At 30.0% G+C, this 23117-nt stretch carries 21 protein-coding genes; 18 read left to right on the top strand and 3 right to left on the bottom strand.

Annotated features, from left to right (window positions below; all coding sequences use genetic code 11):
* Nucleotides 1-5: 5 nt before the first annotated feature.
* Genes ACKGJY_RS08550 through ACKGJY_RS08620 form a run of 15 tightly spaced genes read left to right on the top strand, consistent with a single transcriptional unit; the run spans nucleotide 6 to nucleotide 16917 of the window.
* Nucleotides 6-935 carry a glycosyltransferase family 2 protein gene (locus tag ACKGJY_RS08550; RefSeq protein WP_413973464.1) on the top strand — a complete coding sequence of 310 codons (930 nt, stop codon included), beginning with the start codon at nucleotides 6-8 and terminating at the stop codon, nucleotides 933-935.
* Entirely contained in the window at nucleotides 932-1618 is a 687-nt protein-coding gene (locus ACKGJY_RS08555; protein WP_413973465.1) for a GNAT family N-acetyltransferase, read from the top strand. The genes ACKGJY_RS08550 and ACKGJY_RS08555 overlap by 4 nt, the downstream gene beginning before the upstream one ends.
* The gene (rffA, locus tag ACKGJY_RS08560; RefSeq protein WP_413973466.1) at nucleotides 1615-2733 is read left to right on the top strand and encodes a dTDP-4-amino-4,6-dideoxygalactose transaminase; all 1119 of its coding nucleotides are present in this window, start codon (nucleotides 1615-1617) and stop codon (nucleotides 2731-2733) included. The genes ACKGJY_RS08555 and rffA overlap by 4 nt, the downstream gene beginning before the upstream one ends.
* A 3-nt stretch (nucleotides 2734-2736) precedes the next feature.
* Nucleotides 2737-3891 (top strand): glycosyltransferase family 4 protein, encoded by a 1155-nt coding sequence (locus ACKGJY_RS08565; RefSeq protein WP_413973467.1) that lies wholly within the window; start codon nucleotides 2737-2739, stop codon nucleotides 3889-3891.
* A complete protein-coding gene (locus ACKGJY_RS08570; RefSeq protein ID WP_413973468.1) occupies nucleotides 3892-4848 on the top strand; it encodes a hypothetical protein in 957 nt (318 codons plus the stop codon).
* The gene (locus ACKGJY_RS08575; protein ID WP_413973469.1) at nucleotides 4845-6392 is read left to right on the top strand and encodes a glycosyltransferase family 2 protein; all 1548 of its coding nucleotides are present in this window, start codon (nucleotides 4845-4847) and stop codon (nucleotides 6390-6392) included. Before ACKGJY_RS08570 ends, ACKGJY_RS08575 begins: the two co-directional genes overlap by 4 nt.
* A complete protein-coding gene (locus ACKGJY_RS08580; RefSeq protein ID WP_413973470.1) occupies nucleotides 6392-7423 on the top strand; it encodes a hypothetical protein in 1032 nt (343 codons plus the stop codon). Before ACKGJY_RS08575 ends, ACKGJY_RS08580 begins: the two co-directional genes overlap by 1 nt.
* Nucleotides 7423-8418: a glycosyltransferase family 2 protein gene (locus ACKGJY_RS08585; protein ID WP_413973471.1), complete on the top strand. Its 996-nt coding sequence runs from the start codon at nucleotides 7423-7425 to the stop codon at nucleotides 8416-8418. The genes ACKGJY_RS08580 and ACKGJY_RS08585 overlap by 1 nt, the downstream gene beginning before the upstream one ends.
* Nucleotides 8418-9536, top strand: a complete 1119-nt coding sequence (locus ACKGJY_RS08590) for a glycosyltransferase family 4 protein (RefSeq protein ID WP_413973472.1) — start codon at nucleotides 8418-8420, stop codon at nucleotides 9534-9536. The genes ACKGJY_RS08585 and ACKGJY_RS08590 overlap by 1 nt, the downstream gene beginning before the upstream one ends.
* A complete protein-coding gene (locus ACKGJY_RS08595; protein ID WP_413973473.1) occupies nucleotides 9537-10607 on the top strand; it encodes a glycosyltransferase in 1071 nt (356 codons plus the stop codon).
* A gap of 6 nt (nucleotides 10608-10613) precedes the next feature.
* Nucleotides 10614-11945 carry an O-antigen ligase family protein gene (locus tag ACKGJY_RS08600; RefSeq protein WP_413973474.1) on the top strand — a complete coding sequence of 444 codons (1332 nt, stop codon included), beginning with the start codon at nucleotides 10614-10616 and terminating at the stop codon, nucleotides 11943-11945.
* Nucleotides 11929-12867, top strand: coding sequence for a glycosyltransferase family 2 protein (locus ACKGJY_RS08605; RefSeq protein ID WP_413973475.1), 939 nt, complete (start codon nucleotides 11929-11931; stop codon nucleotides 12865-12867). The genes ACKGJY_RS08600 and ACKGJY_RS08605 overlap by 17 nt, the downstream gene beginning before the upstream one ends.
* Entirely contained in the window at nucleotides 12864-14453 is a 1590-nt protein-coding gene (locus ACKGJY_RS08610) for a hypothetical protein (protein ID WP_413973476.1), read from the top strand. Before ACKGJY_RS08605 ends, ACKGJY_RS08610 begins: the two co-directional genes overlap by 4 nt.
* 6 nt (nucleotides 14454-14459) lie before the next feature.
* Nucleotides 14460-15470 (top strand): glycosyltransferase family 4 protein, encoded by a 1011-nt coding sequence (locus ACKGJY_RS08615; protein ID WP_413973477.1) that lies wholly within the window; start codon nucleotides 14460-14462, stop codon nucleotides 15468-15470.
* 55 nt (nucleotides 15471-15525) lie between these two features.
* Complete coding sequence (locus tag ACKGJY_RS08620; protein ID WP_413973478.1) at nucleotides 15526-16917, top strand: sugar transferase; 1392 nt, start codon at nucleotides 15526-15528, stop codon at nucleotides 16915-16917.
* Here ACKGJY_RS08620 and ACKGJY_RS08625 read toward each other — a convergent pair.
* Nucleotides 16904-18082, bottom strand: a complete 1179-nt coding sequence (locus ACKGJY_RS08625; RefSeq protein ID WP_413973479.1) for a DUF4105 domain-containing protein — start codon at nucleotides 18080-18082, stop codon at nucleotides 16904-16906. The genes ACKGJY_RS08620 and ACKGJY_RS08625 overlap by 14 nt on opposite strands.
* Entirely contained in the window at nucleotides 18082-19152 is a 1071-nt protein-coding gene (locus ACKGJY_RS08630) for a PorV/PorQ family protein (RefSeq protein ID WP_413973480.1), read from the bottom strand. The genes ACKGJY_RS08625 and ACKGJY_RS08630 overlap by 1 nt, the downstream gene beginning before the upstream one ends.
* A 194-nt stretch (nucleotides 19153-19346) precedes the next feature.
* On the opposite strand from ACKGJY_RS08630, the gene ACKGJY_RS08635 reads away from it, so the two are divergent.
* From ACKGJY_RS08635 to ACKGJY_RS08645, 3 genes are all read left to right on the top strand, one after another.
* Nucleotides 19347-20099 (top strand): CDP-alcohol phosphatidyltransferase family protein, encoded by a 753-nt coding sequence (locus tag ACKGJY_RS08635; RefSeq protein WP_413973481.1) that lies wholly within the window; start codon nucleotides 19347-19349, stop codon nucleotides 20097-20099.
* 4 nt (nucleotides 20100-20103) lie between these two features.
* Nucleotides 20104-20919 carry a TerC family protein gene (locus ACKGJY_RS08640; protein ID WP_413973482.1) on the top strand — a complete coding sequence of 272 codons (816 nt, stop codon included), beginning with the start codon at nucleotides 20104-20106 and terminating at the stop codon, nucleotides 20917-20919.
* 137 nt (nucleotides 20920-21056) lie between these two features.
* Nucleotides 21057-22184: a glycoside hydrolase family 5 protein gene (locus tag ACKGJY_RS08645; RefSeq protein ID WP_413973483.1), complete on the top strand. Its 1128-nt coding sequence runs from the start codon at nucleotides 21057-21059 to the stop codon at nucleotides 22182-22184.
* Nucleotides 22185-22236: 52 nt separating this feature from the next.
* Here the strand turns inward: ACKGJY_RS08645 and lptB are convergent, their stop codons facing one another.
* Entirely contained in the window at nucleotides 22237-22977 is a 741-nt protein-coding gene (gene lptB, locus ACKGJY_RS08650) for an LPS export ABC transporter ATP-binding protein (protein WP_413973484.1), read from the bottom strand.
* Between the last annotated feature and the right edge of the window lie 140 nt (nucleotides 22978-23117).

Below are 23117 nucleotides of genomic sequence, written 5' to 3' on the forward strand. Positions count from 1 at the left end.
TATTAATGAGTAGCCAACACCCAGAAATATCATTTGTAAGTCCTGTTTACAGAGCCGAAAATATACTTCCAGAACTTGTTTCTGAAATTCAAAAGGTGATGATGAAAATAAAAAAAAGCTATGAAATTATTTTTGTGGATGACAGAAGTCCTGATGATAGTTGGTTAGTAATGAAAACATTGTCATCTAAATTTCCTGAAGTGAAGAGTATAAGACTAAGCCGAAATTTTGGGCAACATCCAGCAATAATGGCAGGTTTGTCTCAAGCCAATGGAAATTGGGTTGTTGTTATGGATTGCGATTTACAAGACCAACCTAAAGAAGTAGAGAAATTATATAACAAAGCATTACAAGGGTTTGACGCAGTTTTGGCACAACGAAAAAAGAGAAAAGACAAATTTCTAAAAAAACTTTCTTCAAAATTATTTGCTAGATTTTACGGTTATTTTACAAATACTAATTACGATCATTCAGTTGCCAATTTTGGTATTTATAAAGCAAAAGTTATTACTTCAATATTAAGTGTAAAGGATTACATAAAGTTTTTTCCGCTTTTTGTAAAGTTTGTCGGTTTTAACGTTACAGCTATTGAAGTTGAGCATTGTAGAAGAGAGGATAATACATCATCATACTCTTTTTTTAAATTAGTATCATTAGCATTTAATACTGTTATATCCTTCTCTAATAAACCCTTAAAACTTTTTGTGAAATTCGGAATGCTAATTTCTGTATTATCATTTTTATTCGGAACCTATACACTTATCAAATATTTTAAAGGAGATATTAAAGTTTTAGGTTATAGTTCATTAATCATATCAATTTGGTTTTTGTCAGGTTTAGTAATAACTATAATAGGTGTTGCAGGTATTTATATTGGAAAAATATTTGACCAATCTAAAAATAGACCAGTTTATATAATTGATGAAGTGCTATGACAATAAGACGGTTGGATTGGGATTCAGACTTTTTCAATATTGAAATTGGCGAAATTCAAGAAAATAAATTCAAGACTTATAATAAAGATGCTAAAGCTTTTAAACTAATTTATTATAAATCAAGTAAAATTGATGGTTTTAAAATTGATGGTTTTAAAGAAACTTATACCGGAACTAAAGTAGTTTATTCAAATTATAACTTAAAAAGTAGCACTATTAAAAATGATTTTGTTATTCCAGTTAGAACTATAAAATATGATGATGATTTGTATCGGTTAGCATTTCAAAGCGGCCATTACAGTAGGTTTAAGAAAGACGTAAATTTTTCAAAAGCACAATTTGAATCTCTATATAGAGTTTGGGTTGATAATTCTATTAAAAAAGGCTATGCCGAAGACGTTTTAGCATATCATGAAAACAATACTATTAAAGGTTTTGTAAGTTATAGCATAATCTCTAATTACGAGGCTGTAATTGGTTTAATAGCAGTTGATAAACTGTCAAGAGGTTTAGGGATAGGAAAGGCATTAATAAATGAAGTAACACGATTACTACAAAAAAAAAATATTTCTACTTTACATATTCCAACGCAACATGAGAATCTTGTTGCTTGTAATTTTTACAATAAAATGGGTTTTACAATTAGTAGTAAACAAGTTATTAAACATTTTTGGAAACTATGATACCTTTCAATAAGCCCTATTTTACAGGAAAAGAAACAACATACATAGAAGATGCCGTAAAACGAGGTATGATTTCTGGTAATGGCTACTATACAAAAAAATGTCAAGCCTATTTTCAAGAGTCTTTTGGCTTTAAAAAGGCGCTATTAACAACATCTTGTACCGATGCGTTGGAAATGTGCGCTATGTTAGCCAATATACAACCAGGTGATGAAGTTATAGTACCTAGTTATACTTTTGTGTCTTCAGCTTTAGCTTTTGTAAGACAGGGGGCGAATGTAGTTTTTGCCGATTCTAAAAAAAATCATCCTAACATAGATGAAACTAAGATAGAAGCTTTAATCACCAATAAAACTAAAGCTATTGTAGTGGTGCATTATGCTGGAATAGCCTGTAATATGGATGTAATTATGGCTATTGCCAACGCACATAATCTATTGGTGATTGAAGATGCAGCACAAGCCATTAGTTCTAAATACAATGGTAAATACTTAGGTAGTATTGGGCATATGGCTACTTTTTCATTTCATGAAACAAAAAATATAATTTCTGGTGAAGGTGGTTTACTAGCAATTAATGACGACCGTTTTATCAATAGAGCAGAAATTATTTGGGAAAAAGGAACAAACAGAGCGGAGTTTTTTAGAGGAGAAGTTAACAAATACGGATGGGTAGATACAGGATCATCATTTTTGCCATCAGAGATTATTGCAGCATTTCTTTGGGCACAAATTGAAAATATTAATGTTATCCAATATAAACGTTTAGAGCTATGGCATCATTATAATATTGCTCTAAAAGAGTGGGCAAAAACACAAAGCATCCAATTAATGCCAGAGCCTAAGACTGAAACAAACAATGCACATATGTTTTACTTGGTTTGTAAGAGTATGGGACAACGAGACGCTATTATTAACTTTTTGAAGTCAAAACATATTCTGTCGGTTTTTCATTATTTAAGTTTGCATAGTAGTCAATATTATAAGGACAAGCATGATGGTAGAGCTTTGCCAAACAGTGATAAATTTTCAGAACGCTTATTGCGTTTGCCTATGTTTTATGAGTTGGATGTAGTTGAAGTAGTAGAAGCTTTAGTTTCGTATAAAACATCTTGATAAGTGAAAATAGCCTTTTTAACACCAGAATACCCACACCCAAAAGTAAATACCAGTGCTGGTATAGGTACTAGTATAAAAAACTTGGTAGAGGCCTTGGTTGCAAAAAACATAGAAGTTACGATTTTTGTGTATCATCAAGAAAGTTATACTGTAATTAAAGAAAAAGGAGTTACCATTCACTTAATTGCTAAAAAATCTTATAAATATTGTACTTGGTATTTTTATAGAAAACATCTTCAAAATTATATTAATGCTGTTATAACAAGAGAAAATATTAGTATTATTGAAGCGCCAGATTGGACAGGTATAACAATGTTTACAAAGTTTAGTGTACCATTAGTAATTCGTTTTCATGGTACCGATGCCTATTTCTGTAAATTAGAAAAGCGAAAACAGAAATTTAAAAATTTTGTTTTCGAAAAAATGGCATTTAAAAAGGCGTCTGCATACATATCTCCAACCAATTTTACTAAAGAAGAAACAGCAAAACTATTTAGCTTAGCACCAAATAAAATAAACGTAATAGCTAATGGTATAGATTTAGAAAATTTTCAAAATAAGACTCCAAATATGTTTACGCCAAAAACTTTACTCTACATTGGCACGGTAATTAGAAAAAAGGGCGTTTTAGAGTTAGCTAAAGTCTTTAATAAAGTCATAGAAAAAGAGCCTAATGCTAAATTGATACTAATAGGAAGTGACGCTGTTGATATAAGAAAAGGTGTATCAACTTATAAATTGATGCAAGACATATTTTCAGATAAAGCCAAAGCAAGTACAAATTATCTAGGAAAAGTATCTTATGCTGAAATTACTACTCATATTAAAAACGCTCATGTGTGTGTATTTCCAAGTTTTGCAGAAACATTTGGGATGGTTACGGTAGAAAGTATGGCACTACAAAAACCTGTAGTAAACACAAGTATAGGTTGGGCGCAAGAGATTATTGATGATGGTGTTAATGGCTATTTACTACACCCAAAGGAAACTGAGCTGTATGTTGAAAAAATAATAACGCTTTTTGATGATAGAGATTTGAGTGTTAAAATAGGTAAATCTGCAAGAAAGAAAGTTGAGAAAAAATTTAACATTGATCTTATAGTAGAAGAAAATATTAGTTTTTACAAGAAGGTAATTTCTAAAAATAATTATTAAATGAGTATTAAAGCGCTAAAACAGTTTTTAGGTAAAACGAAAAACAGCATTAAGCTTTTTTTGTATTATGTGCGCTACTTTAATTTAAAACAATCCAAAACTAAACAAATTGTAGTTTGTTTTGATGGTGTGTTTTCTCATGGCGGATTTGTAGATCGATTAAAAGGTATAGTATCTTGTTACCAAATTGCAAAGGTATTAGGGTATGATTTTAAAATTTTATTTGATAATCCTTTTAAATTAAATAGTTTTTTAGAACCTAATGCAATAGATTGGAGCTATAATAGAAACGCCATAAAATGTCACCCCACAAAGACTAAATTCATGTATTTAATAAACGATTTTGGGGCAAACCCTATGGAGCTAATAGCAAAATCTTCGGCAAATACATTTTATATGTATACTAATATTGATTATTCTAAAACCATATTCCCCAGCTTAAATCAAAAAGAATTAGAACACAATTGGCGTAATAGTTTTAACGAATTATTTAAAAAAAGTAAATTTTTAGAGCAAGAACTTAATACGCTAATAGCGAAGCCATATATTGCATTTCATACCCGTTTTACAACTTTAATGGGAGATTTTGTAGATACTACAACCAAAATATTAACAGTTAAGGAACAAGAGGTGTTGAGTAAAAAAGTAGTAAAAATTATTAATAAAACTAGTAATCAATATAAGCTAGAGGCATATCTTTTTTCAGATAGTATTAACTTTATAAATTATGTAAAAACTAATACTGATATTAATATAATTGAAGGTGTTCCTCTTCATATGGATAATTTTGTAAATTCTAAAGCGCCTAACGGACATTTAAAAACTTTGGTAGATTTTTTTATGTTGTCTAAAAGTGAAAAGGTTTATTTTGTAAAAGTAAACCCAATGTATAATAGTAGTTTTTCTAAGTATGCTGCTATAGTTGGCAACTCTGTATTTGAATGTTTAGAAGAATGATAATTATTGCACATCAACATAACAAAACTCTAAAAGTTTTAAATAGTGATATGCAAGAAATTGATATGTCTAGCACTATTGTATCCCCTACAATTATGCTAAAAAGAGTGTCTCAAAAGTTTCCAAATGCATTAATAGTTTGGTGTCATATCAATTACTTAAATGATTTAAATATAAAAGCACTTTCCAGTATTTTTCACCATAAGCGAATTTTAGCCACTTTCACCCCTCAAAAAGATAGTTTTTTACAAAAAAAAATAGGGTATATAGAGCGTTCTTTTTTCATAAAGATTAATAAAAAAATTAGTTATCCCACATGGTTGATGAGCAGTAATGTTGGAGGGGTTTATGCTGAAATAATCAATACTTTAAATTCTGATTTAAAATTTAATACTGATTTAGATTATTTTTTGAATTCTTTAGCAAAACGGTATATGGTAGAAGGATTATTTTGTTATTCTGAACCAAACTTACTACACAAAAACGTAGAGCCTAAAACTAAGATAGTGCAAGCGTCAACCTATTCATACTTTAAATTTACAAAGCAACATTATAAATGGGTTTGGGTTTGGTTTCTTTTTGGATGTTACTTAATTTATGAAAAGCGATTGAAACTTTTTCCACTTTTAAAATCGTTATTTTACAAACAACTGCATGTAGATTTTAATTTAGAACAAATAGAAATCAAATCAAATAATAAAATATTAAATAAAAAATCAATTGATGTTATTATACCCACAATTGGTAGAAAAAAATATTTATATGATATTTTAAAGGATTTATCTCAACAAACACTTATGCCAAAAAAAGTTATTGTAGTAGAACAAAACCCTACAGAAGACTCTATTTCTAAGCTAGATTATTTAAATAATGAGAATTGGCCCTTTAAGTTAAAACATGTTTTTACCAATAAAACAGGAGTATGTAATGCTAGAAATATAGCTTTAGAGTATATTGAGAATGAGTGGGTTTTTTTTGCAGATGATGATATTAGAATAGGGTTTGACTTTTTCGAGACATCTTTTCATGAAATTTTAAATTATGGAGTTAGCGTAGCAAGTTACGCGTGTTTATTACCAAAACAAATACAGACCTATCTTAAAACACACCAAACTACGGTTTTTGGAGCTGGGTCTAGTATGGTTAAAAGTAGCGTTTTACAAGGCAAGAGGTTTAATATACTATATGAACATGGTTTTGGAGAGGATAACGATTTTGGAATGCAATTACGAAATAAAGGACACGATATTATTTATTTTTCAGATATAAAAATAACACATTTAAAAGCACCAATTGGTGGTTATCGCACAAAAATAAAACAACCTTGGGAAGACGATGAAATACAACCCAAACCATCACCAACCATTCAATTATTATATCAAACTTATTTTACCAAACAACAATTACTTGGCTATAAGTTATTATTAGGTTTACAAAGTTATAAAAATGGACAAGAACGAAATCCATTTAAATTTGCGAATCATTTTAAAAAGCAATGGCAACAAAGCTTAAATTGGTATGCTAAACTTCAGACTAAATTATAATGCTAAAATTATTTACAGATACTAGCTTTTTAACTGAACAATATAGGCACGAGGTATTTCCTTTACTATTTGATTTGGTATTTAAAAAGCACGAAAATTTATTAAATAATTATAGTATTATTAAAGAGGTTTCTATTGCCGATATTGTTGTTTTTCCAATAGACTATACATCGTTTTTAAAACACAAACTGGCGTTTTCTGTATTAAATAATGCTGCAAAAGCGTATCAAAAACCTATATGGATTTATACGGGTGGCGATTTTGGTTTTACTAATTATATACCAAATACATATACGTTTAGGTTGGGAGGTTTTAATAGTAAGTTAAATGAAACTTCATTTATACTTCCTTCATTTATTAACGATCCTTATACAACTTATTTAACTACGTCTTTCTCGCCTTTAAAAAAAGAAGATAAACCGTCTGTTGGTTTTGTAGGTCATGCTCAATCGGGTATTTTTAAATATATTAAGGAGTATAGTAATTTTTTAAAATTAAAATTAAAAAGAGTTTTTAATAGGGTTTTAGTTGATAAACAAGCCTTTTATCCATCAAGCATAAAAAGAGCAAAATACTTGCAGCAGCTTAATTTGAATAAGGCAATTAATTCAAACTTTATATGGCGAAATAAATACCGAGCAGGCTCAGATTCTACTTTAAAACAAAATGAAACATCAAAAGCGTTTTATGCTAATATTTTTGAAAATGGATATACATTCTGCTTACGAGGTGTTGGAAATTTTTCTGTTAGATTCTATGAAACATTAGCTGTTGGGCGAATTCCTGTTGTTGTAAATACAGATTGTAAATTTCCGCTACACAATAAAATTGATTGGAATAAGCATTGTTTGATAATTAATGAAAATAATAAAAAAAGTGTAGCACAACATATCATAGAGTTCCATCAAAGCTTATCTAGTAAAGAGTTTGAAGACATACAACGCTCAAACAGAGCGTTATGGTTAAATACCTTACAACGCGACATGTACTTTTTGCAGGTTTACGAAGATTTTAAATCAAAATTAAAATAATGGCAGCTTTTTCAGTAATTATATGTACGTATATGCGGCCTAAAAGCTTGTTAAGGGTATTACAATCTGTAAAAACTCAAACGCACTATCCTGATGAAATTATAATAGTAGATGGCTCAAAAAATAATGAGACTGAAGAAGCACTTTTTAAGTATGAATTTAGAAACCTTAAATATTTTAGAGTTAAAGCGCTTAATAGAGGCTTAACAAAACAACGTAATTATGGTATAGAAAAAGCAAGAGCTACATCTAATATTATGTGTTTTTTAGATGATGACGTAATTCTAGAAAGTGATTATTTCGAGCAATTAATAAAAACTTATGAAATGTACCCAAACGCTATGGCGGTAGGTGGTTATATTACAAATGAAGTTGCTTGGGAGAATTCTGATAAGCGTGATAGTAATCAAAAATTTTATTATGATGGATGGATGCGTAATGAACCTTTTAGATATAAAATAAGACAGAAATTTGGGTTAGCACCAGATACTAATCCTGGGTATTTACCAACATTCAGCCATGGGCGATCAGTAAGTTTTTTACCACCTTCGGGTAAAATATACGAGGTTGAACAAATTATGGGTGGCGTATCTAGTTATAAAAAACATGTTTTTAATACTTTAAAGTTCTCTACTTATTTTGAAGGTTATGGCCTGTATGAAGATGCTGATTTTTCCTTAAGAATTGCTAAAATTGGTAAGTTATATATAAACACAAATGCCCGTTTATCTCACCATCATGATGGCTCTGGTAGACCAAACCAATACCATTATGGTAAAATGGTGGTACGTAATGGGTGGTATATATGGCGCGTAAAATATAGTAACCCAAATGTAAAGGCTAGAATAAAATTTTATGCAACATCGTTTTTGCTCACACTTATTAGAGGTAGTAATGTGTTAACTTCAAAAGAAAAGAAAAAAGCCTTTACAGAGACTTTAGGTAGAATTACTGGATGGTTTTCGCTTATATTTAACAAACCTAAATTACAGTAATGCGTTTTTTAATCATCACTCATGTTTTACATAAACCTAAAAACAACTTATGGTTTGCCTACGCGCCATATGTACGCGAGATGAACTTATGGTTAAAATACGTTGATGAGGTTGAGATTGTTGCGCCAATGATTAAAAATACCCCAACTGTAATAGAAACTGCTTATCATCACTCTAAAATAACCTTTACTAAAATACCATCAATTGCTTTTGTTACACTAGGTAAAAGTATACTATCAGTAGTATCAATTCCTTTTATTCTTTTAAAACTTATACAAGCTTGTAATAGGGCAGACCATATACATTTGCGCTGCCCAGGAAACATTGGTTTATTGGGGTGTTTTGTGCAAATATGCTTTCCAAAGAAATTAAAAACGGCTAAATATGCTGGCAATTGGGATCCTAAATCCAAACAGCCTTTAAGTTATAAGGTTCAAAAAAATATATTGTCTAATACGTTTTTAACTAAACGTTTAACCGCTATTGTTTATGGTGAATGGAAAGATCAATCTAAAAATATAAAACCGTTTTTTACTGCTACTTTTAAAAAGGAGGATAGAATAAAACCAAAAGCTAGGGATTACTCAAATACATTAAAATTTGTTTTTATAGGCAGTTTAGTGGAAGGAAAGCAACCTTTGTTTGCTATAAAAATTATTGAAAGGCTACATAAAGAAAATTATAATGTATCATTAGATGTTTATGGTGATGGTATTTTGATGCAAGAGTTAAAGTTATATGCAGAAAATAATGCTTTAGAAACTATTGTAAAATTTCATGGAAATCAAGATAAAGAAACTATTAAGCAATGTTTAATAACTTCTCATTTTAGTATTTTAGCATCTAAATCTGAGGGCTGGCCTAAAGCTATAGCCGAGGCTATGTTTTTTGGAGTAATTCCTATTGCAACGCCAATATCATGTGTACCTAACATGCTAGATTATGGTAAACGCGGTATTTTGATTGTAAATGAATTAGATGAAGCCGTGGCAAAAATTAAAAGCTATTTACAGCAACCAAGTGCTTTAAATGATATGTCAAATTTAGCTTTAAAATGGTCTCAACACTTTACAATTGAAAAATTTGATAAAGAGATTAAAAAACTAATTAAACCGTAAATGCGCGTATTACAACTTATTGATACTTTAGAAGCTGGTGGCGCAGAGCGTGTTGCGGTAAATTTAGCTAATACGCTTTCTACAAAGATAACAGCGTCGTTTTTATGTGCTACTCGAAAAGAAGGTGCTTTAAAATCTACAGTAAAGGAAGAGGTTAAGTACCTGTTTTTAAATAGAATATCTACTATTGATGTTAAGGCTATACGATTGTTGAATACGTATGTGAAGCATAATAAAATATCTCTTATACATGCACATGCTACATCATTTTTTATAGCCACAATAATAAAGTGCTTAAACCCTAAAATAAAACTTATATGGCATGACCATTATGGTGAAAGTGAGTTTTTAAGTAAACGCCCAAAAGCTATTTTAAAAATTTGCTCTAAGTTTTTTAACCACATTTTTAGTGTAAATAATCAGTTGGTAAACTGGGCTAGACTACATTTACATGCATCTTCTGTTAGTTATTTATCAAATTACGCAGAGTTAGATACCATTAGTTTACAAACACAACTTAAAGGAGTAGTAAATAAACGTGTGGTGTGTTTAGCTAATTTAAGACCTCAAAAAGATCATGTAACGCTTATTAAGGCTTTTAAAAAAGTAAGTAAAACATATCCAGATTGGAGTTTACATTTGGTTGGTCAAAATTTTAAAGATGAATACTCAAAATCTATAATATCTCTTATTGAAAAGTATCAACTTAGTAATACTGTATTTATTTATGGGAGTTGTTTAGATATTTCAGCTATTTTAAACGCATGTAATATTGGAGTGTTATCTTCAAAATCTGAAGGGTTACCTTTAGCCTTAATTGAGTACGCACTCGCTGGCCTTCCTGTAGTAGCTACAAATGTGGGCGATTGTAACTTAGTGATTTCAAATCGAAAATATGGGCAATTAATACCTTCAGAAGCTATTTTAGAATTACAAAATGCTATTGAGTTTTACATAAAGTATCCAGAAAAGGCTAAATTAACAGCTAAATCTCTGCATCAGAAAGTGAAGGAAGATTTTTCAAAAGAAACTACAATTCATAAATTAATGAGCATTTATAAAACTATTTAAGTATTAATGAATAAAACAGCATACATTAATAAAAAAATAGAATTATTGTTTAGGCCAATTTACGTTAAATTAGCTTTAGCGCTAATGGTAATCTCTTACTTTTATAATTTACCTGCTTTAACATACAGTGCTATTGGTCAAAATGAATTACGATTATACGATTTAGCAGGTTTAGTTGTACTATTTATAGTGTTTAATAACCAGCAGTTATTTAGAACTTTTATAAAATCAAAAACCTATTTTAAGTATTTACATGCGTTTATACTTTGGGCAGGATTTAGCCTTATATTTAATTTAGTATTTAGCCTTTACAAAGCAAGACCCTTATGGTTTGTTCAAACCTGTTTGTATTATTACCATTTTTTAGTTTTCTTTTATACTGCCATACTTATGGCTATGTATTTACGTAAGCGCTCTAATTACAAATATGCAGCTAGCTTAATACTAATATTGGCTGTAGCTGAGGCTTTATTGGTATTTGCGCAACATGCAGGACTAGTACCTTTTTTATGGAATTATATTTATAAGATTTCTTACGGAGGTTTTTTATCTGGCGCGTTAGGGCCCAATAAAATTAATTTAGGAATGAACATGTTGTTTTCATTTGTTTTTGCAACGGGGTTACTATTACAACCACAGTTAAAAGTAAATAAAATACTCATACTTGCTGCTTTTTTTACATCGCTAGCTACCATAGGTGTATCTGGTTCTAGAACTACATATTTAGCGCTAATAGTTTTTATATGTTACTTATTTGTATCAAAAACAAAAAAGTTTTTTGGCTTATCTATAATACTTTCTATCGGAGTAATTGTTGCATTTTTTTTAAATCTAGAATTAATAGAAACCATTACAACTACTATTGAAAATAGAGTGATAAATAAAGTAAGTGATCCGCGTTTGCTTACCGGAGAGAATTTAAATGTCACAGAATTATACGAAGATTTAGGATCTGGTAGAAAGGAATTATCAATACGGTATTTGTATTATCTATTAGAAAATCCACTAATTATCCCATTAGGAATAGGTTTAAATAATAGGCTTCTTATTCAATCTTCAGCTCATAATATTTACTTAAGTTTGATAAACGAAGTGGGGTTAGTTGGCTTATTTTTATATTTAAAATGGATAACTAATTATTTATATTTAAAATTTGGTAAACTTGTATCACTAAAATCGGCCTTAAATGGATTGATATTAGCAATGTTAGTTACACTGTTTTTTGGAGAACATTTATATATATACCGCTCATTATTTACTATTTTAGGATACTTTTTATTAATTGTGATAATGCTTATCGCACCACGTTATTATTTTAAGAATGTACAAAAAAAGTAAAATAGCTATAGTTATACCTTACTATAATGCTAAAAAACACATACAGCAGGTTGTAAATAAATTACCAAGTATTGTTGATGTAATTTATATAATAGACGATTGCGGTACTGAGCCTTTACCTACTAGTTTGAGTAGTATAGAAAAGATAACTACTTTAAAAAATAAAACTAATTTAGGCGTAGGAGGCGCAACTAAAAAAGGATTTAAAAAGGCTATAATTGATGAAGTAGATATTGTGATTAAGTTAGATGCTGATGACCAAATGGATACTAATTATATTGAAGATTTAGTTGAGGTTTTGGTAACTAATAAAGCAGAATATGCTAAAGGAAATAGATTTAGAGATTTTAAAGCACTTAACAAAATGCCTTTTAGTAGAAAGCTAGGTAATTTAATGCTGTCTTTTCTAGTTAAGGTAGCTACAGGTTATTGGAATAACTTCGACCCAACAAATGGTTTTTTTGCAATACAAACCAATACTTTAAAAAAATTAGATTTTAATAAAATATCTAATCGTTATTATTTTGAAACCTCTTTAATTGCTGAGCTTTATTTTCAAGAAGCACGAATTTACGATGTTTCAATGCCAGCAATTTATGGTGAAGAAATATCAAATATGAGCGTTTGGAAAATGCCTTTTGTGTTTTTACCGCGCTTATTTAAAACCTTTATAAAGCGTATTATAAAATCTTATTTTGTTTACGATTTCAATATGTCTTCTGTATACATTTTACTAGGGCTACCATTATTTTTATTTGGGCTCATTTATGGTATATATAATTGGTGGTTTTACAGCTCTCAAGAAATTTTTGCACCAACAGGAACAATCATGTTAGTTACACTAACTATCATTTTGGGGTTTCAACTACTACTACAAGCAATACACTATGATATTGTTAAAGCACCAAAATCTCTAAGATGAAAAGGTTAAGCAAAGCTAAATATACGTTAGTAATTTTGCTTAACGTTATAATTGCTATCGGGTATTATGTAGATAACTTAAATGCAAATTACAGCGAGTTATCCTCTGATATTCAAAATATAATACCTGTAGCTCAAAAATTTGATAACCCAAATCTATTTCAAGAGGATTTGTTTTTAAATGATATTAATAATGTAAAATATTATACCCCATTTTATGTGCAAACATTGCGTTTTATTGCAAAATTTACAAATTACAATTATGTAAGAGCCATTAATGTAATGGGGTTAATATGTCATTTGCTATTTGGGATACTTTGGTTTTTTCTGTTATTTAAATTTGTAGATAATTATTGGGTATGTTTATTAGTTTCAATAATTATGAGGGGTATTGTATGGTTACCAGGTCTTGAAATATGGGGTATTTCAGATTTATGGACTATGATGCCTAGAACAGTATATATTACTTTACTGCCAATTCCGTTTCTACTACTGTCCTACACATTTAAAAAACTTCTTTTAGCAAGTTTTTTTATTGGTTTTATATTCAACTTTCATCCTATTTCTGGTTTGGGAGGTATTTTGAGTTTTTTAGCTTTAATAACAATGCTCGTTTATAATTTCTCAAGTATTAGAGAACGCTTTTCTTTATTTAAAATTTTGATATTAGTTTTTGCAATTGTTATAGGTATGCTTCCATTTATTGTTACATATTTTAGCAAAACATCTTCTAGTGTAACTTATGACATTGCAGCGTTTAATTATGCATTTAATACTAGAATTCCAGCATATTTTACAAATGCTATATTATTTTTAAAACAGTGGTTAAGTTTTAAAACCTTGTTTTTTATTATACCAATAATAGCCTATTTTTTATTGACTTTAAGAGAAAAATATCATCACAAAAAAGCAAAATTGTTGTTAGGTATAACAATAATTTTAATACTAATTCCAACATTTAGCATACCAATTGAGCATAGTTTAAATAATGCTTTAGGCATGAATTTAAGGATGTCTTTTCAATTAGTAAGAATGCAAAAAGTAGCGATAGTTCCAGGTTTTTTTGCACTAGCTTTTTTATTAGATTATGTGTTTTTAAAATTAAAAAAACCTAAAATTGTACCATATATTTTTTCTGTATACATGGTTGTATTAGTATTTAGTGAAACTAAAATATTTAAACAAGTACCGTTTTTTGGAGACGATATATCAACATCAATTTTACCTCATAATTTGAGTGTTTTTACTAGTTTAAGAGATCATGAACTGTATATTGATAAAATGTCGAAATATATTAAATTAAACACACCAACAGACGCAGTTATCTGCGGCAGTTTTATTTTTAGAGGTGCTACTAAAAGATCAGTAATTTTTGATGGTAAAGGTGCTTCAATGCTAATAGAAGGTAATCCTAAGCAATTTATTGATTGGCAAAAACGGATTAAAAAAATTAATAGTTTTAAATCAATCAATGAAGTTGTAAGTTATTTAAAACGTTTTAATACGGATTATTTCGTGACTACAAGTAATGTGCAGCAATGTGAATTAATTCACAAAGAAGGCAAACTAAAATTATACAAACTTTAAATTAATTTGAAAAATATCCTTTACATAGGAAACCAATTATCTCAAAATAATAAAACTGCTACAACAATAGATACGCTAAGTGCTTTATTGCAAGGGGAAGGCTATAATGTTACCAAAACTTCAAATAAAAAAAATAAAGTACTTAGATTATTAGATATGCTATTTCATATCATAAAGCGTAAAAAAAACACTGACGTTGTATTAATAGATACCTACAGTACAACAAACTTTTATTACGCTTATTTGTGCGGTATAATGTGTTTTTATTTAAAATTAAAATATATCCCTATTTTACATGGAGGCAACCTACCAAGCCGATTAAAAACTTCTCCAAAATTATCTAATCGCCTCTTTAACAATGCACATATTAATGTAGCACCTTCTCTATATTTAATGTCTGAATTTAAAACAGCAGGTTTTAATAATATCACTCATATTCCTAATGTTATAGAACTTAAGCAGTATCAATTTAAGAAAAGAGATATTGATACTATTCGTATGCTATGGGTAAGATCATTTTCTAGCATATATAATCCAGAATTAGCAGTTAGTATTTTAAAGTCATTTAAAACAAATAATATTCCAGCTAGTTTATGCATGGTAGGGCCAGATAATGATGGCAGTTTATTAACCACAAAGGCATATGCAAAAAAAATAGACGTTGAGGTAGAGTTTACTGGCAAGCTATCAAAAAAAGAATGGCATAAAAAAGCAGAAGACTTTAATGTTTTTATCAATACTACAACTATCGATAATATGCCAGTTAGCGTTATTGAGGCCATGGCTTTAGGTTTGCCGGTAGTATCTAACAATGTTGGAGGGTTACCATATTTAATAGAACATAATATTGATGGTATTTTAGTAGCATCAAATACTAAAGAGGCTTTTAAATCAGCTATTTTAAAGCTAAAAAATGACGAACTATTTTTATCAGAAATAACAACAAACGCAAGACGAAAAGTAAAGGATTTTGACTGGAGTATTGTAAAACATCAATGGTTTTCAGTTCTTTCTTAATTTTATATAAAATAACTTGTTATATTTGGGAACCTCCTAAAACGCCCTCTCATTAATGGATAAAACAGGCATTCACTTTAATATTTCTGAACGTAAAATTTTACTAAGAATATGTGATGTAATTTTTGTTTTAGCACTACTGTATTTTGTTGGAATTATTTTTGAATTTGATTATTTTCAAATCACTAAAGAAAATTGGACATGGATACTTGTACTGGTAGTTTATATATTTATTTTTGGTTCAATTTTTGAATTATACGATCTTCAAAATTCTAGTAAATTTGAAAAAGTTTGGGTAAATATTTTACTAACAACATCCACTACTGTTTTATTTTATTTATTAACTCCTTTTTTAACTCCAGTACTGCCTGAAAACCGATTGCAGATTTTGTATTTTTTCGTTTCAATTTTGTCGGCTTTACTGATATGGCGTTTTGCATACATAACTTTTGTGACCTCTCCTCGCTTTTATAAAAAGGTTTTATTAGTAGGTGAAACTTCAAATATACCCACAATCTTAAAAACATTTAATGATGCAGATCCCAATTATAAAATAGTAGGTTTTATTAATTGTGAAATTAATAAAGGCGAAAAAATTAAATTTAAGGGGCTTCCAGAATACCATCCAAAGCAAATTTATCAAGTTATAAAAGATAAAAATATTTCAGAAGTTGTAGTAGCTAGTTATAATTCTGAAAATATCACACCACAAATCTATACAGATCTTATAACACTTCTCGAAGGCGGCTTACCTGTAAAAGAATACACACAGGTTTATGAAGAATTAACACAGCGTGTACCAGTACAATTTGTTGGTAAAGATTTTTACAAATATTTCCCATTTAGCCGAAGCAATCAAAATAAGATGTACCTTTTCTTTCATCGCTTTTTTGATATTCTTATTTCCCTTGTTGGTGTTTTGTTTGGGGCATTAATTATACCATTTGTGTTTTTAGGAAATTTGTTAGCAAACAAAGGACCTTTATTTTATACCCAAGAGCGTATAGGTAGAAATGGTAATTTATTTAGTATTATTAAACTTAGAACAATGGTTGTTAATGCAGAAAAAGACGGTGCTGTTTGGGCTAAAAAAAATGATACAAGAATTACAACCTTTGGTAAGTTTATGCGAAATACACGTATTGACGAAATTCCACAATTTATAAACGTTATAAAAGGTGAAATGAGTTTGATTGGACCTCGTCCAGAACGCCCTCATTTTGTAAGAGAGTTGTCTCAAATATTACCTTTTTATGAAACACGACATATCGTTAAACCTGGGCTTACAGGTTGGGCACAAGTAAAAACTAGATATGGATCATCTGTAGACGATAGCTTACTTAAATTACAGTATGATCTTTATTACATCAAACACAGAAATTTTGTTTTAGATGTAAATATTTTAGTAAAAACCTTAAGTACTATAATCTTTTTTAGAGGACAGTAGTTTTTTTCACTCCAGTATATTTTATAAGATATATATACCGAATTATAATACCTAATAATAAGGGAATTAGCCCAATTGCAAATACTTGTACACCACTTAACCAGTGAAATACTAAAAGGCATAGTAATATTACTAAAAACTTTAGATACTTATTAAACCAGCGGCTTAATTTATTTTTAAAAACCTGATATAATAATATAATATTTAAAGGATTTGCCCATAATAAGTTGTAGTTGTTTTGAGTTGTTTGATGGTCTGTAGCAAACCATAATAACAAAATAATTATACCAGCTAAACCTGTTAACCCAAATAAAATAATATCTAAAATTTTTGTGCGTTTTTCACGAGTATAATCTCTGTAGGTTATAAAAATAATTAGCAACCCAATTAAACTAAAAATAAATAACGGACTTAATAAAAAATTTGATGTTGATTGTTCTTGTTTTTTTAAAAATAGAATAGTATTACTACTAACCAAAGCTTCATTTCCTTTTTTTGCATTTTTAAAAAAACTATAAATATTTTTTGGCAAAAACATGTGTTGCTCAGGTGTTGCTTCTCTATCAATAATAGAACCAAGCGCTAAGTCTATACCAAAACTTCCCCATGAGTTTTTATTAAGATTTTCTTGAATAAGCGTTCTAAATGTTGCTTTTTTATAATTTTTAGGTGTATTAAATTCTAGTGCATTATTACTAACTAATTTGGTAACATCTTTAATTTTTGTTGCGCAGTTATTAAATAAAAAGTCATATAAATACCTGCGATTTTCTGGTTTGTAATTGTCAATTAAGTAGTTAAATAGCTTTTGTTTTTCAGCAGTTGATAAATTTAAAGTTTGTTCTTTTATACTTCTGTTTTGATGTGTGTATGCATTATAAAAATCATCAAAACGATTTAAACCAATTAAATAATTTAGTTTGCCTTGTGCAAATTTTAAAATAAAATTGGGAGCTTCAAAATCATAAACGCCGTAATTAAATACTAAGTCTATTTTAGTTGTATCATCTTTAATTCTAAAAGCACTATGGCCAAAGGCATCATTTAGTGTGTTGCCAGGGCCTATGGTAAGTACACTAATTTCTGAGTTTTCTGATATCTCCAGCTTTTGTGCAGAAATACATAATGGAATAAATAGTGTAAATAATAATAAAACGTGTCGCATTATCTAAAGATACTAAAATCAAGTTTTAAAGAAAAAACATTAGAATAGAGTGCTACACTTTGGTCGCCAATATCGGTAAAGGCATAATCTATCTGTACGCCATTATATTTAAAACCCACTCCAAAACTTGGTTGAAAGGTGAGCTGCTCAGAATTATCAATTTGTAATTCATTTTGAAAGTTACCCATGCCACCACGTAAATACACCATATCTAAATAACCAAACTCAAAACCAAGTGCAGGATTTACACTAGCAAAAGATGATGAAAACACATCATTGTTTTGTTCAAAACGAACGTTTAAATTTGCTGAAGCTAAAAGTGAATAATCGTAATGAAACGTCATTAATTTAGAAATCCCAATTTGCAGTTTAGGTATGGTAATCTCAGTAGTTTCTGGTAATTCTTGGTTTTGCCCTTCTACAGCATCTCTAATAGTTGCAAACTCATTTTCATCAATAGCCCAAGTATTAAAAGTGGTTGTAATATCTCTTGCCATAACACCAAACTTCCAGTCGTTTTGTGTTTCAAACTGAATGCCAACATCTAAGCCAAATCCCCATGCGGATGCAAAATCACCTATAATTCGTCTTATTACTTTGGCATTTACACCGTAATTTAAACCTTGTACAGGGAGTTTACGAGCGTATGAAAACGTAAGGCCATAATCAGCAGTAGAAAATAAACTAATTCTGTCATAATTAATATTACCTTGGTCATCAATAAGCTGTGTTGTATTTAAAATATCATCTACCGCAAAACGAATAAGTGAGATACCAATGGCGCTTCTATCATCTATTGGCATAGCAAAAGCGGCATAATCATAATTGGCAATATTTGCGAAATAGCTAGAGTGCATCAATGCAAGTTGATTGTCTTCTATATGCACTAATCCAGCAGGATTCCAATATCCAGAATTTACATCGGCAGAATGAGACGTAACTGCGCTACTCATGCCCAATGCAGCAGCATCCACACCAATATTTAAAAACTCATTAGAGTATTTTCTAACGGTTTGACTATAGATGGATAACGTTATTAAGCTTAATAATGCAGTTATGTAATACCTCAATCGCAATTTTTTTACAAAGATGCACATTATACATTTTCTATCATAACATATAGTTCAGAAAACAAGCTATTGCGCTCTTAAAACTATACTAATTTAGACGAAATGTTACCCTATAAACTACAAATTAGTGTAGATATTGTACTTATGTTACCTCCAAGTAAAATTGTTTATTATTTTTACCAAAATATTTAGTAATGAAGAGACACATACCTAATGCTATAACACTGCTTAATTTATTATGCGGATGTATCGCTGCACTATTTGTAGTGCACGGTAATTTTATTGCTGGCGCATTATTTGTGTTTTTAGGTATATTTTTTGACTTTTTTGATGGTTTTGCAGCCCGAAAACTAAATGTGCAAAGCGAACTTGGGGTACAGCTAGACTCTTTAGCTGATATGGTAACAAGTGGTTTAGTACCTGGTTTAGTGATGTATAAGCTACTAGAACTTTCGGATGATCGAATTATTAAACACATAGAAAATTCACAGCAATGGACTGAGACTATGCTTTTTGCGGGAATAAAAATATCTATAGTACCACTTCTAGGTCTATCAATAACGTTAGCTTCTGCCTATAGATTAGCAAAATTTAATATTGATACCGAACAGCAAAACTTTTTTAAAGGGTTGCCAACGCCAGCAAATACCTTGTTAATTATAGCATTACCTTTAATTTTAGAGTATCAAAATAACGACGCTATTAATGCCATTATTTTAAATAAGTGGTTTTTAATAGGGTTAACCATTTTTAGCTGTTGGATATTAAATGCTAACGTAAAACTATTTGCTCTTAAATTTAAAGAATATGGTTTTAAAGCAAACGCCATACGCTACATTTTTATCATATTGTGTTTAGTGTTGCTAATTGTGCTTAAGTTTGCGGCTATACCATTACTAATAGTACTTTATATCATCATGTCTATTATAGATAATTCATCAAAATAAAATTATGTTAGAAATTATTTTTACACTTTTAATGCTTGTGTTATTACAAGCTGTTTTAGGGTTCGATAACCTATTGTACATTTCTTTAGAATCGAAAAAAGCACCAATAGCAGATCAAAAACGTGTTAGAAAAGTAGGTATTCTTATAGCTATAGGTTTAAGAATTGTGTTGCTATTTGTATTGGTATCCATTATCGACTTTTTTCAAGAACCTTTTTCTTTTTTAACAGGTGATGTTGAAGATGTAGCAAGTTTTGCATTTAATGGGCATAGCTTAATAGTACTTGCCGGTGGTGGGTTTATTATTTACACAGCTATAAAGGAAATTTGGCATATGATTGCAAAACACGATTTAAGTGATGCAGTAGGTAATGATGGTAAAGGTTCAAAATCTTCAAACGCTGTTATAGCGAGTATTGTACTTATGAATTTGGTGTTTTCTTTTGACTCTATATTGGCAGCAATTGGGCTTACTAACGAAATTGATAATGCTACAACAGCATTTATTGTAATGGCAATTGCCATTGTTATAAGCGGTTTGTTAATGCTATTTTTAGCAGACAAAATATCAGTGTTTTTGGCAAAAAATAGAATGTATGAAGTACTTGGACTTTTTATTTTATTTATTGTAGGTATTATGTTGGTAACCGAAGGGGGCCATTTAGCACATTTAAAGTTGTTTGGAAACCCTATAGAGTCTATGAGTAAAACAACATTTTACTTTGTAATAGCTATCTTAATAGTTACTGATATTGTACAAGGGCGTTATCAAAAAAAGATATTAAAAGAGCAGGAAGAAGATCTTAAAAATAAAAAGTGATGATGTAGTATTTTACAGGTAAAGCACTGTTTAATCTATCAGTTTTTATATATAAAGCATATTTTTTACATCAAATGCTTGTTTTGTCACAATAATTTTTTTGATTTCCCATTATATTTGTATAAAAAATTATGATTATGAAAAAGATATTTTTATTAGCAGTATTGTGCTGCTCTATGGTTGTTAACTTTGCTTGTTCTACCTCAGGCGATGAAGAAATAGTAAAAATAGAGCAAGAAGAAGAAGAGGAAGAAGAAGTAGAAGAAGTAGTTGGTGTTATACGAGATATATCACCTTCTGAATTAGTTGCAGATATGGGACCTGGTTGGAATTTGGGTAATGCCTTTGATGTCCGCGACAACGATAAAACTGCATGGGGAAATCCGCTACCTAGCACTAATCTTGTTGATGCAGTTTATGATAGAGGTTTTAGAACATTAAGATTACCGGTAACATGGGGTTATAATATGGGAGATGCTCCAGATTATGAAGTGGAAGAAAACTATTTTTCTAGAGTTAGTTCTATTGTAAACCACGCGCTGTCAAAAGGTATGTACGTAATACTTAATGTACATCATGACGATAAATGGATAGTTCCTGTACAATCACAGTCTGCGACTACAAGAGATCAATTAGATAAGGTTTGGACGCAAATAGCTAATACCTTTAAAAACCAAAGTGATTTTTTAATTTTTGAAATGTTGAATGAACCTAGACACAAGGATACTCCAGAAGAATGGAGTGGTGGTACACAGGAAGGTAGAGATGTTTTAAATGATTACTATGCTACTATTTTAAGTGCAATTCGCGCTACTGGTGGTAATAATGCTAAGCGTAAAGTTATGATAACGCCGTATGCAGCATCTGTAGTACAAAAAACCTGGGATGATCTTATTATCCCTAATGATCCTGATTTAATTATCTCGATACATGCTTATTTCCCGTTTAGATTTGCATTAGATGCTAGCGATCCAGATTGGGGAACAGATCAAGATAAAGCTGATGTTGATGCATTAATGAATAGAATAGATGCTAATTTTATGTCTAAAGGACTTCCAGTAATAATGGGAGAGTGGGGAAGTATTGGTATATTAGCTAATGCTACCGAACGTTTTAAGCATGCTGATTATTTTGCAGAGGCTTGTATTGATAAAGGCATTGTACCTGTAGTTTGGGATGATGGTGGTGATTTTGGACTTATTAATAGAAGAAATTTTGTTTGGGATTTTCCAACTGTAGCTGATGCTGCAGCTCTTAAAAATTAGAGTTTAATTACTTATATAATACAACAAATCAGGGTGTGGTTAATATAATTAACTATTCCCTGATTTTCTTTTTACGCAACTCGAAGTTCTGACCTAAATACACTTTACGTACCATTTCATCATTTGCGAGATCTTCTGGAATACCGTGTTTTAATATACCACCTTCAAACATTAAATAGGTTCTATCGGTAATGGCTAGCGTTTCTTGTACGTTATGATCGGTAATGAGAATACCAATGTTTTTCTTGGTAAGTTGTGCTACTATACGTTGTATGTCTTCTACAGCAACAGGATCTACACCTGCAAAGGGTTCATCTAAAAGGATAAAATTAGGGTCGGTTGCTAAGGCACGTGCAATTTCTGTACGACGGCGCTCGCCACCTGATAATAAATCGCCTCTACTTTTACGTATATGTCCTAAGCTAAACTCCTCAATAAGCGATTCCATTTTCATTAGCTGTTCTTTCTTGCTAAGCTTAGTAAGTTGTAAAACACTTAAAATATTATCTTCTATACTTAGTTTTCTAAATACTGATGCCTCTTGTGCTAAATATCCAATACCGTTTTGTGCACGTTTGTACATAGGGTATTTGGTAATTTCGGTATTTTCTAAATATATGTGGCCGCCATTGGGTTTTATTAAGCCCACAATCATGTAGAATGATGTTGTTTTTCCGGCACCATTAGGCCCTAAAAGCCCAACAATTTCCCCTTGTTTTACTTCAAGAGATACATCTTTTACTACTTTTCGTCCGCTATAGGACTTCATTAAATTTTCAGCGCGTAGAATCATAAGTGCAATTACGGAAATTTTAATTAATTGAGAAAATTGTTACGGGTGTATAACGTTTAGTTAACTGTTTTTGTTGTTTGTGGTGTAGTTCTGCAATTTATTTTAAGCTTTAATGGCATATAACACTTTTGTAAATATGT

It is taken from the genome of Hyunsoonleella sp. 2307UL5-6, from assembly GCF_047345485.1.
GTDB lineage: Bacteria > Bacteroidota > Bacteroidia > Flavobacteriales > Flavobacteriaceae > Jejuia.

What these genes read in the sequence shown, in the direction of transcription:
- ACKGJY_RS08595 (WP_413973473.1), top strand. Translation starts at nt 9,537, where the DNA reads ATGCGCGTATTACAACTTATTGATACTTTAGAAGCTGGTGGCGCAGAG.
- ACKGJY_RS08570 (WP_413973468.1), top strand. Translation starts at nt 3,892, where the DNA reads ATGAGTATTAAAGCGCTAAAACAGTTTTTAGGTAAAACGAAAAACAGC.
- ACKGJY_RS08625 (WP_413973479.1), bottom strand. Translation starts at nt 18,082, where the DNA reads ATGCGACACGTTTTATTATTATTTACACTATTTATTCCATTATGTATT.
- ACKGJY_RS08555 (WP_413973465.1), top strand. Translation starts at nt 932, where the DNA reads ATGACAATAAGACGGTTGGATTGGGATTCAGACTTTTTCAATATTGAA.
- ACKGJY_RS08575 (WP_413973469.1), top strand. Translation starts at nt 4,845, where the DNA reads ATGATAATTATTGCACATCAACATAACAAAACTCTAAAAGTTTTAAAT.
- ACKGJY_RS08590 (WP_413973472.1), top strand. Translation starts at nt 8,418, where the DNA reads ATGCGTTTTTTAATCATCACTCATGTTTTACATAAACCTAAAAACAAC.
- lptB (WP_413973484.1), bottom strand. Translation starts at nt 22,977, where the DNA reads ATGATTCTACGCGCTGAAAATTTAATGAAGTCCTATAGCGGACGAAAA.
- ACKGJY_RS08580 (WP_413973470.1), top strand. Translation starts at nt 6,392, where the DNA reads ATGCTAAAATTATTTACAGATACTAGCTTTTTAACTGAACAATATAGG.
- ACKGJY_RS08635 (WP_413973481.1), top strand. Translation starts at nt 19,347, where the DNA reads ATGAAGAGACACATACCTAATGCTATAACACTGCTTAATTTATTATGC.
- ACKGJY_RS08610 (WP_413973476.1), top strand. Translation starts at nt 12,864, where the DNA reads ATGAAAAGGTTAAGCAAAGCTAAATATACGTTAGTAATTTTGCTTAAC.
- ACKGJY_RS08605 (WP_413973475.1), top strand. Translation starts at nt 11,929, where the DNA reads ATGTACAAAAAAAGTAAAATAGCTATAGTTATACCTTACTATAATGCT.
- ACKGJY_RS08600 (WP_413973474.1), top strand. Translation starts at nt 10,614, where the DNA reads ATGAATAAAACAGCATACATTAATAAAAAAATAGAATTATTGTTTAGG.
- ACKGJY_RS08640 (WP_413973482.1), top strand. Translation starts at nt 20,104, where the DNA reads ATGTTAGAAATTATTTTTACACTTTTAATGCTTGTGTTATTACAAGCT.
- ACKGJY_RS08620 (WP_413973478.1), top strand. Translation starts at nt 15,526, where the DNA reads ATGGATAAAACAGGCATTCACTTTAATATTTCTGAACGTAAAATTTTA.
- rffA (WP_413973466.1), top strand. Translation starts at nt 1,615, where the DNA reads ATGATACCTTTCAATAAGCCCTATTTTACAGGAAAAGAAACAACATAC.
- ACKGJY_RS08585 (WP_413973471.1), top strand. Translation starts at nt 7,423, where the DNA reads ATGGCAGCTTTTTCAGTAATTATATGTACGTATATGCGGCCTAAAAGC.
- ACKGJY_RS08550 (WP_413973464.1), top strand. Translation starts at nt 6, where the DNA reads ATGAGTAGCCAACACCCAGAAATATCATTTGTAAGTCCTGTTTACAGA.
- ACKGJY_RS08645 (WP_413973483.1), top strand. Translation starts at nt 21,057, where the DNA reads ATGAAAAAGATATTTTTATTAGCAGTATTGTGCTGCTCTATGGTTGTT.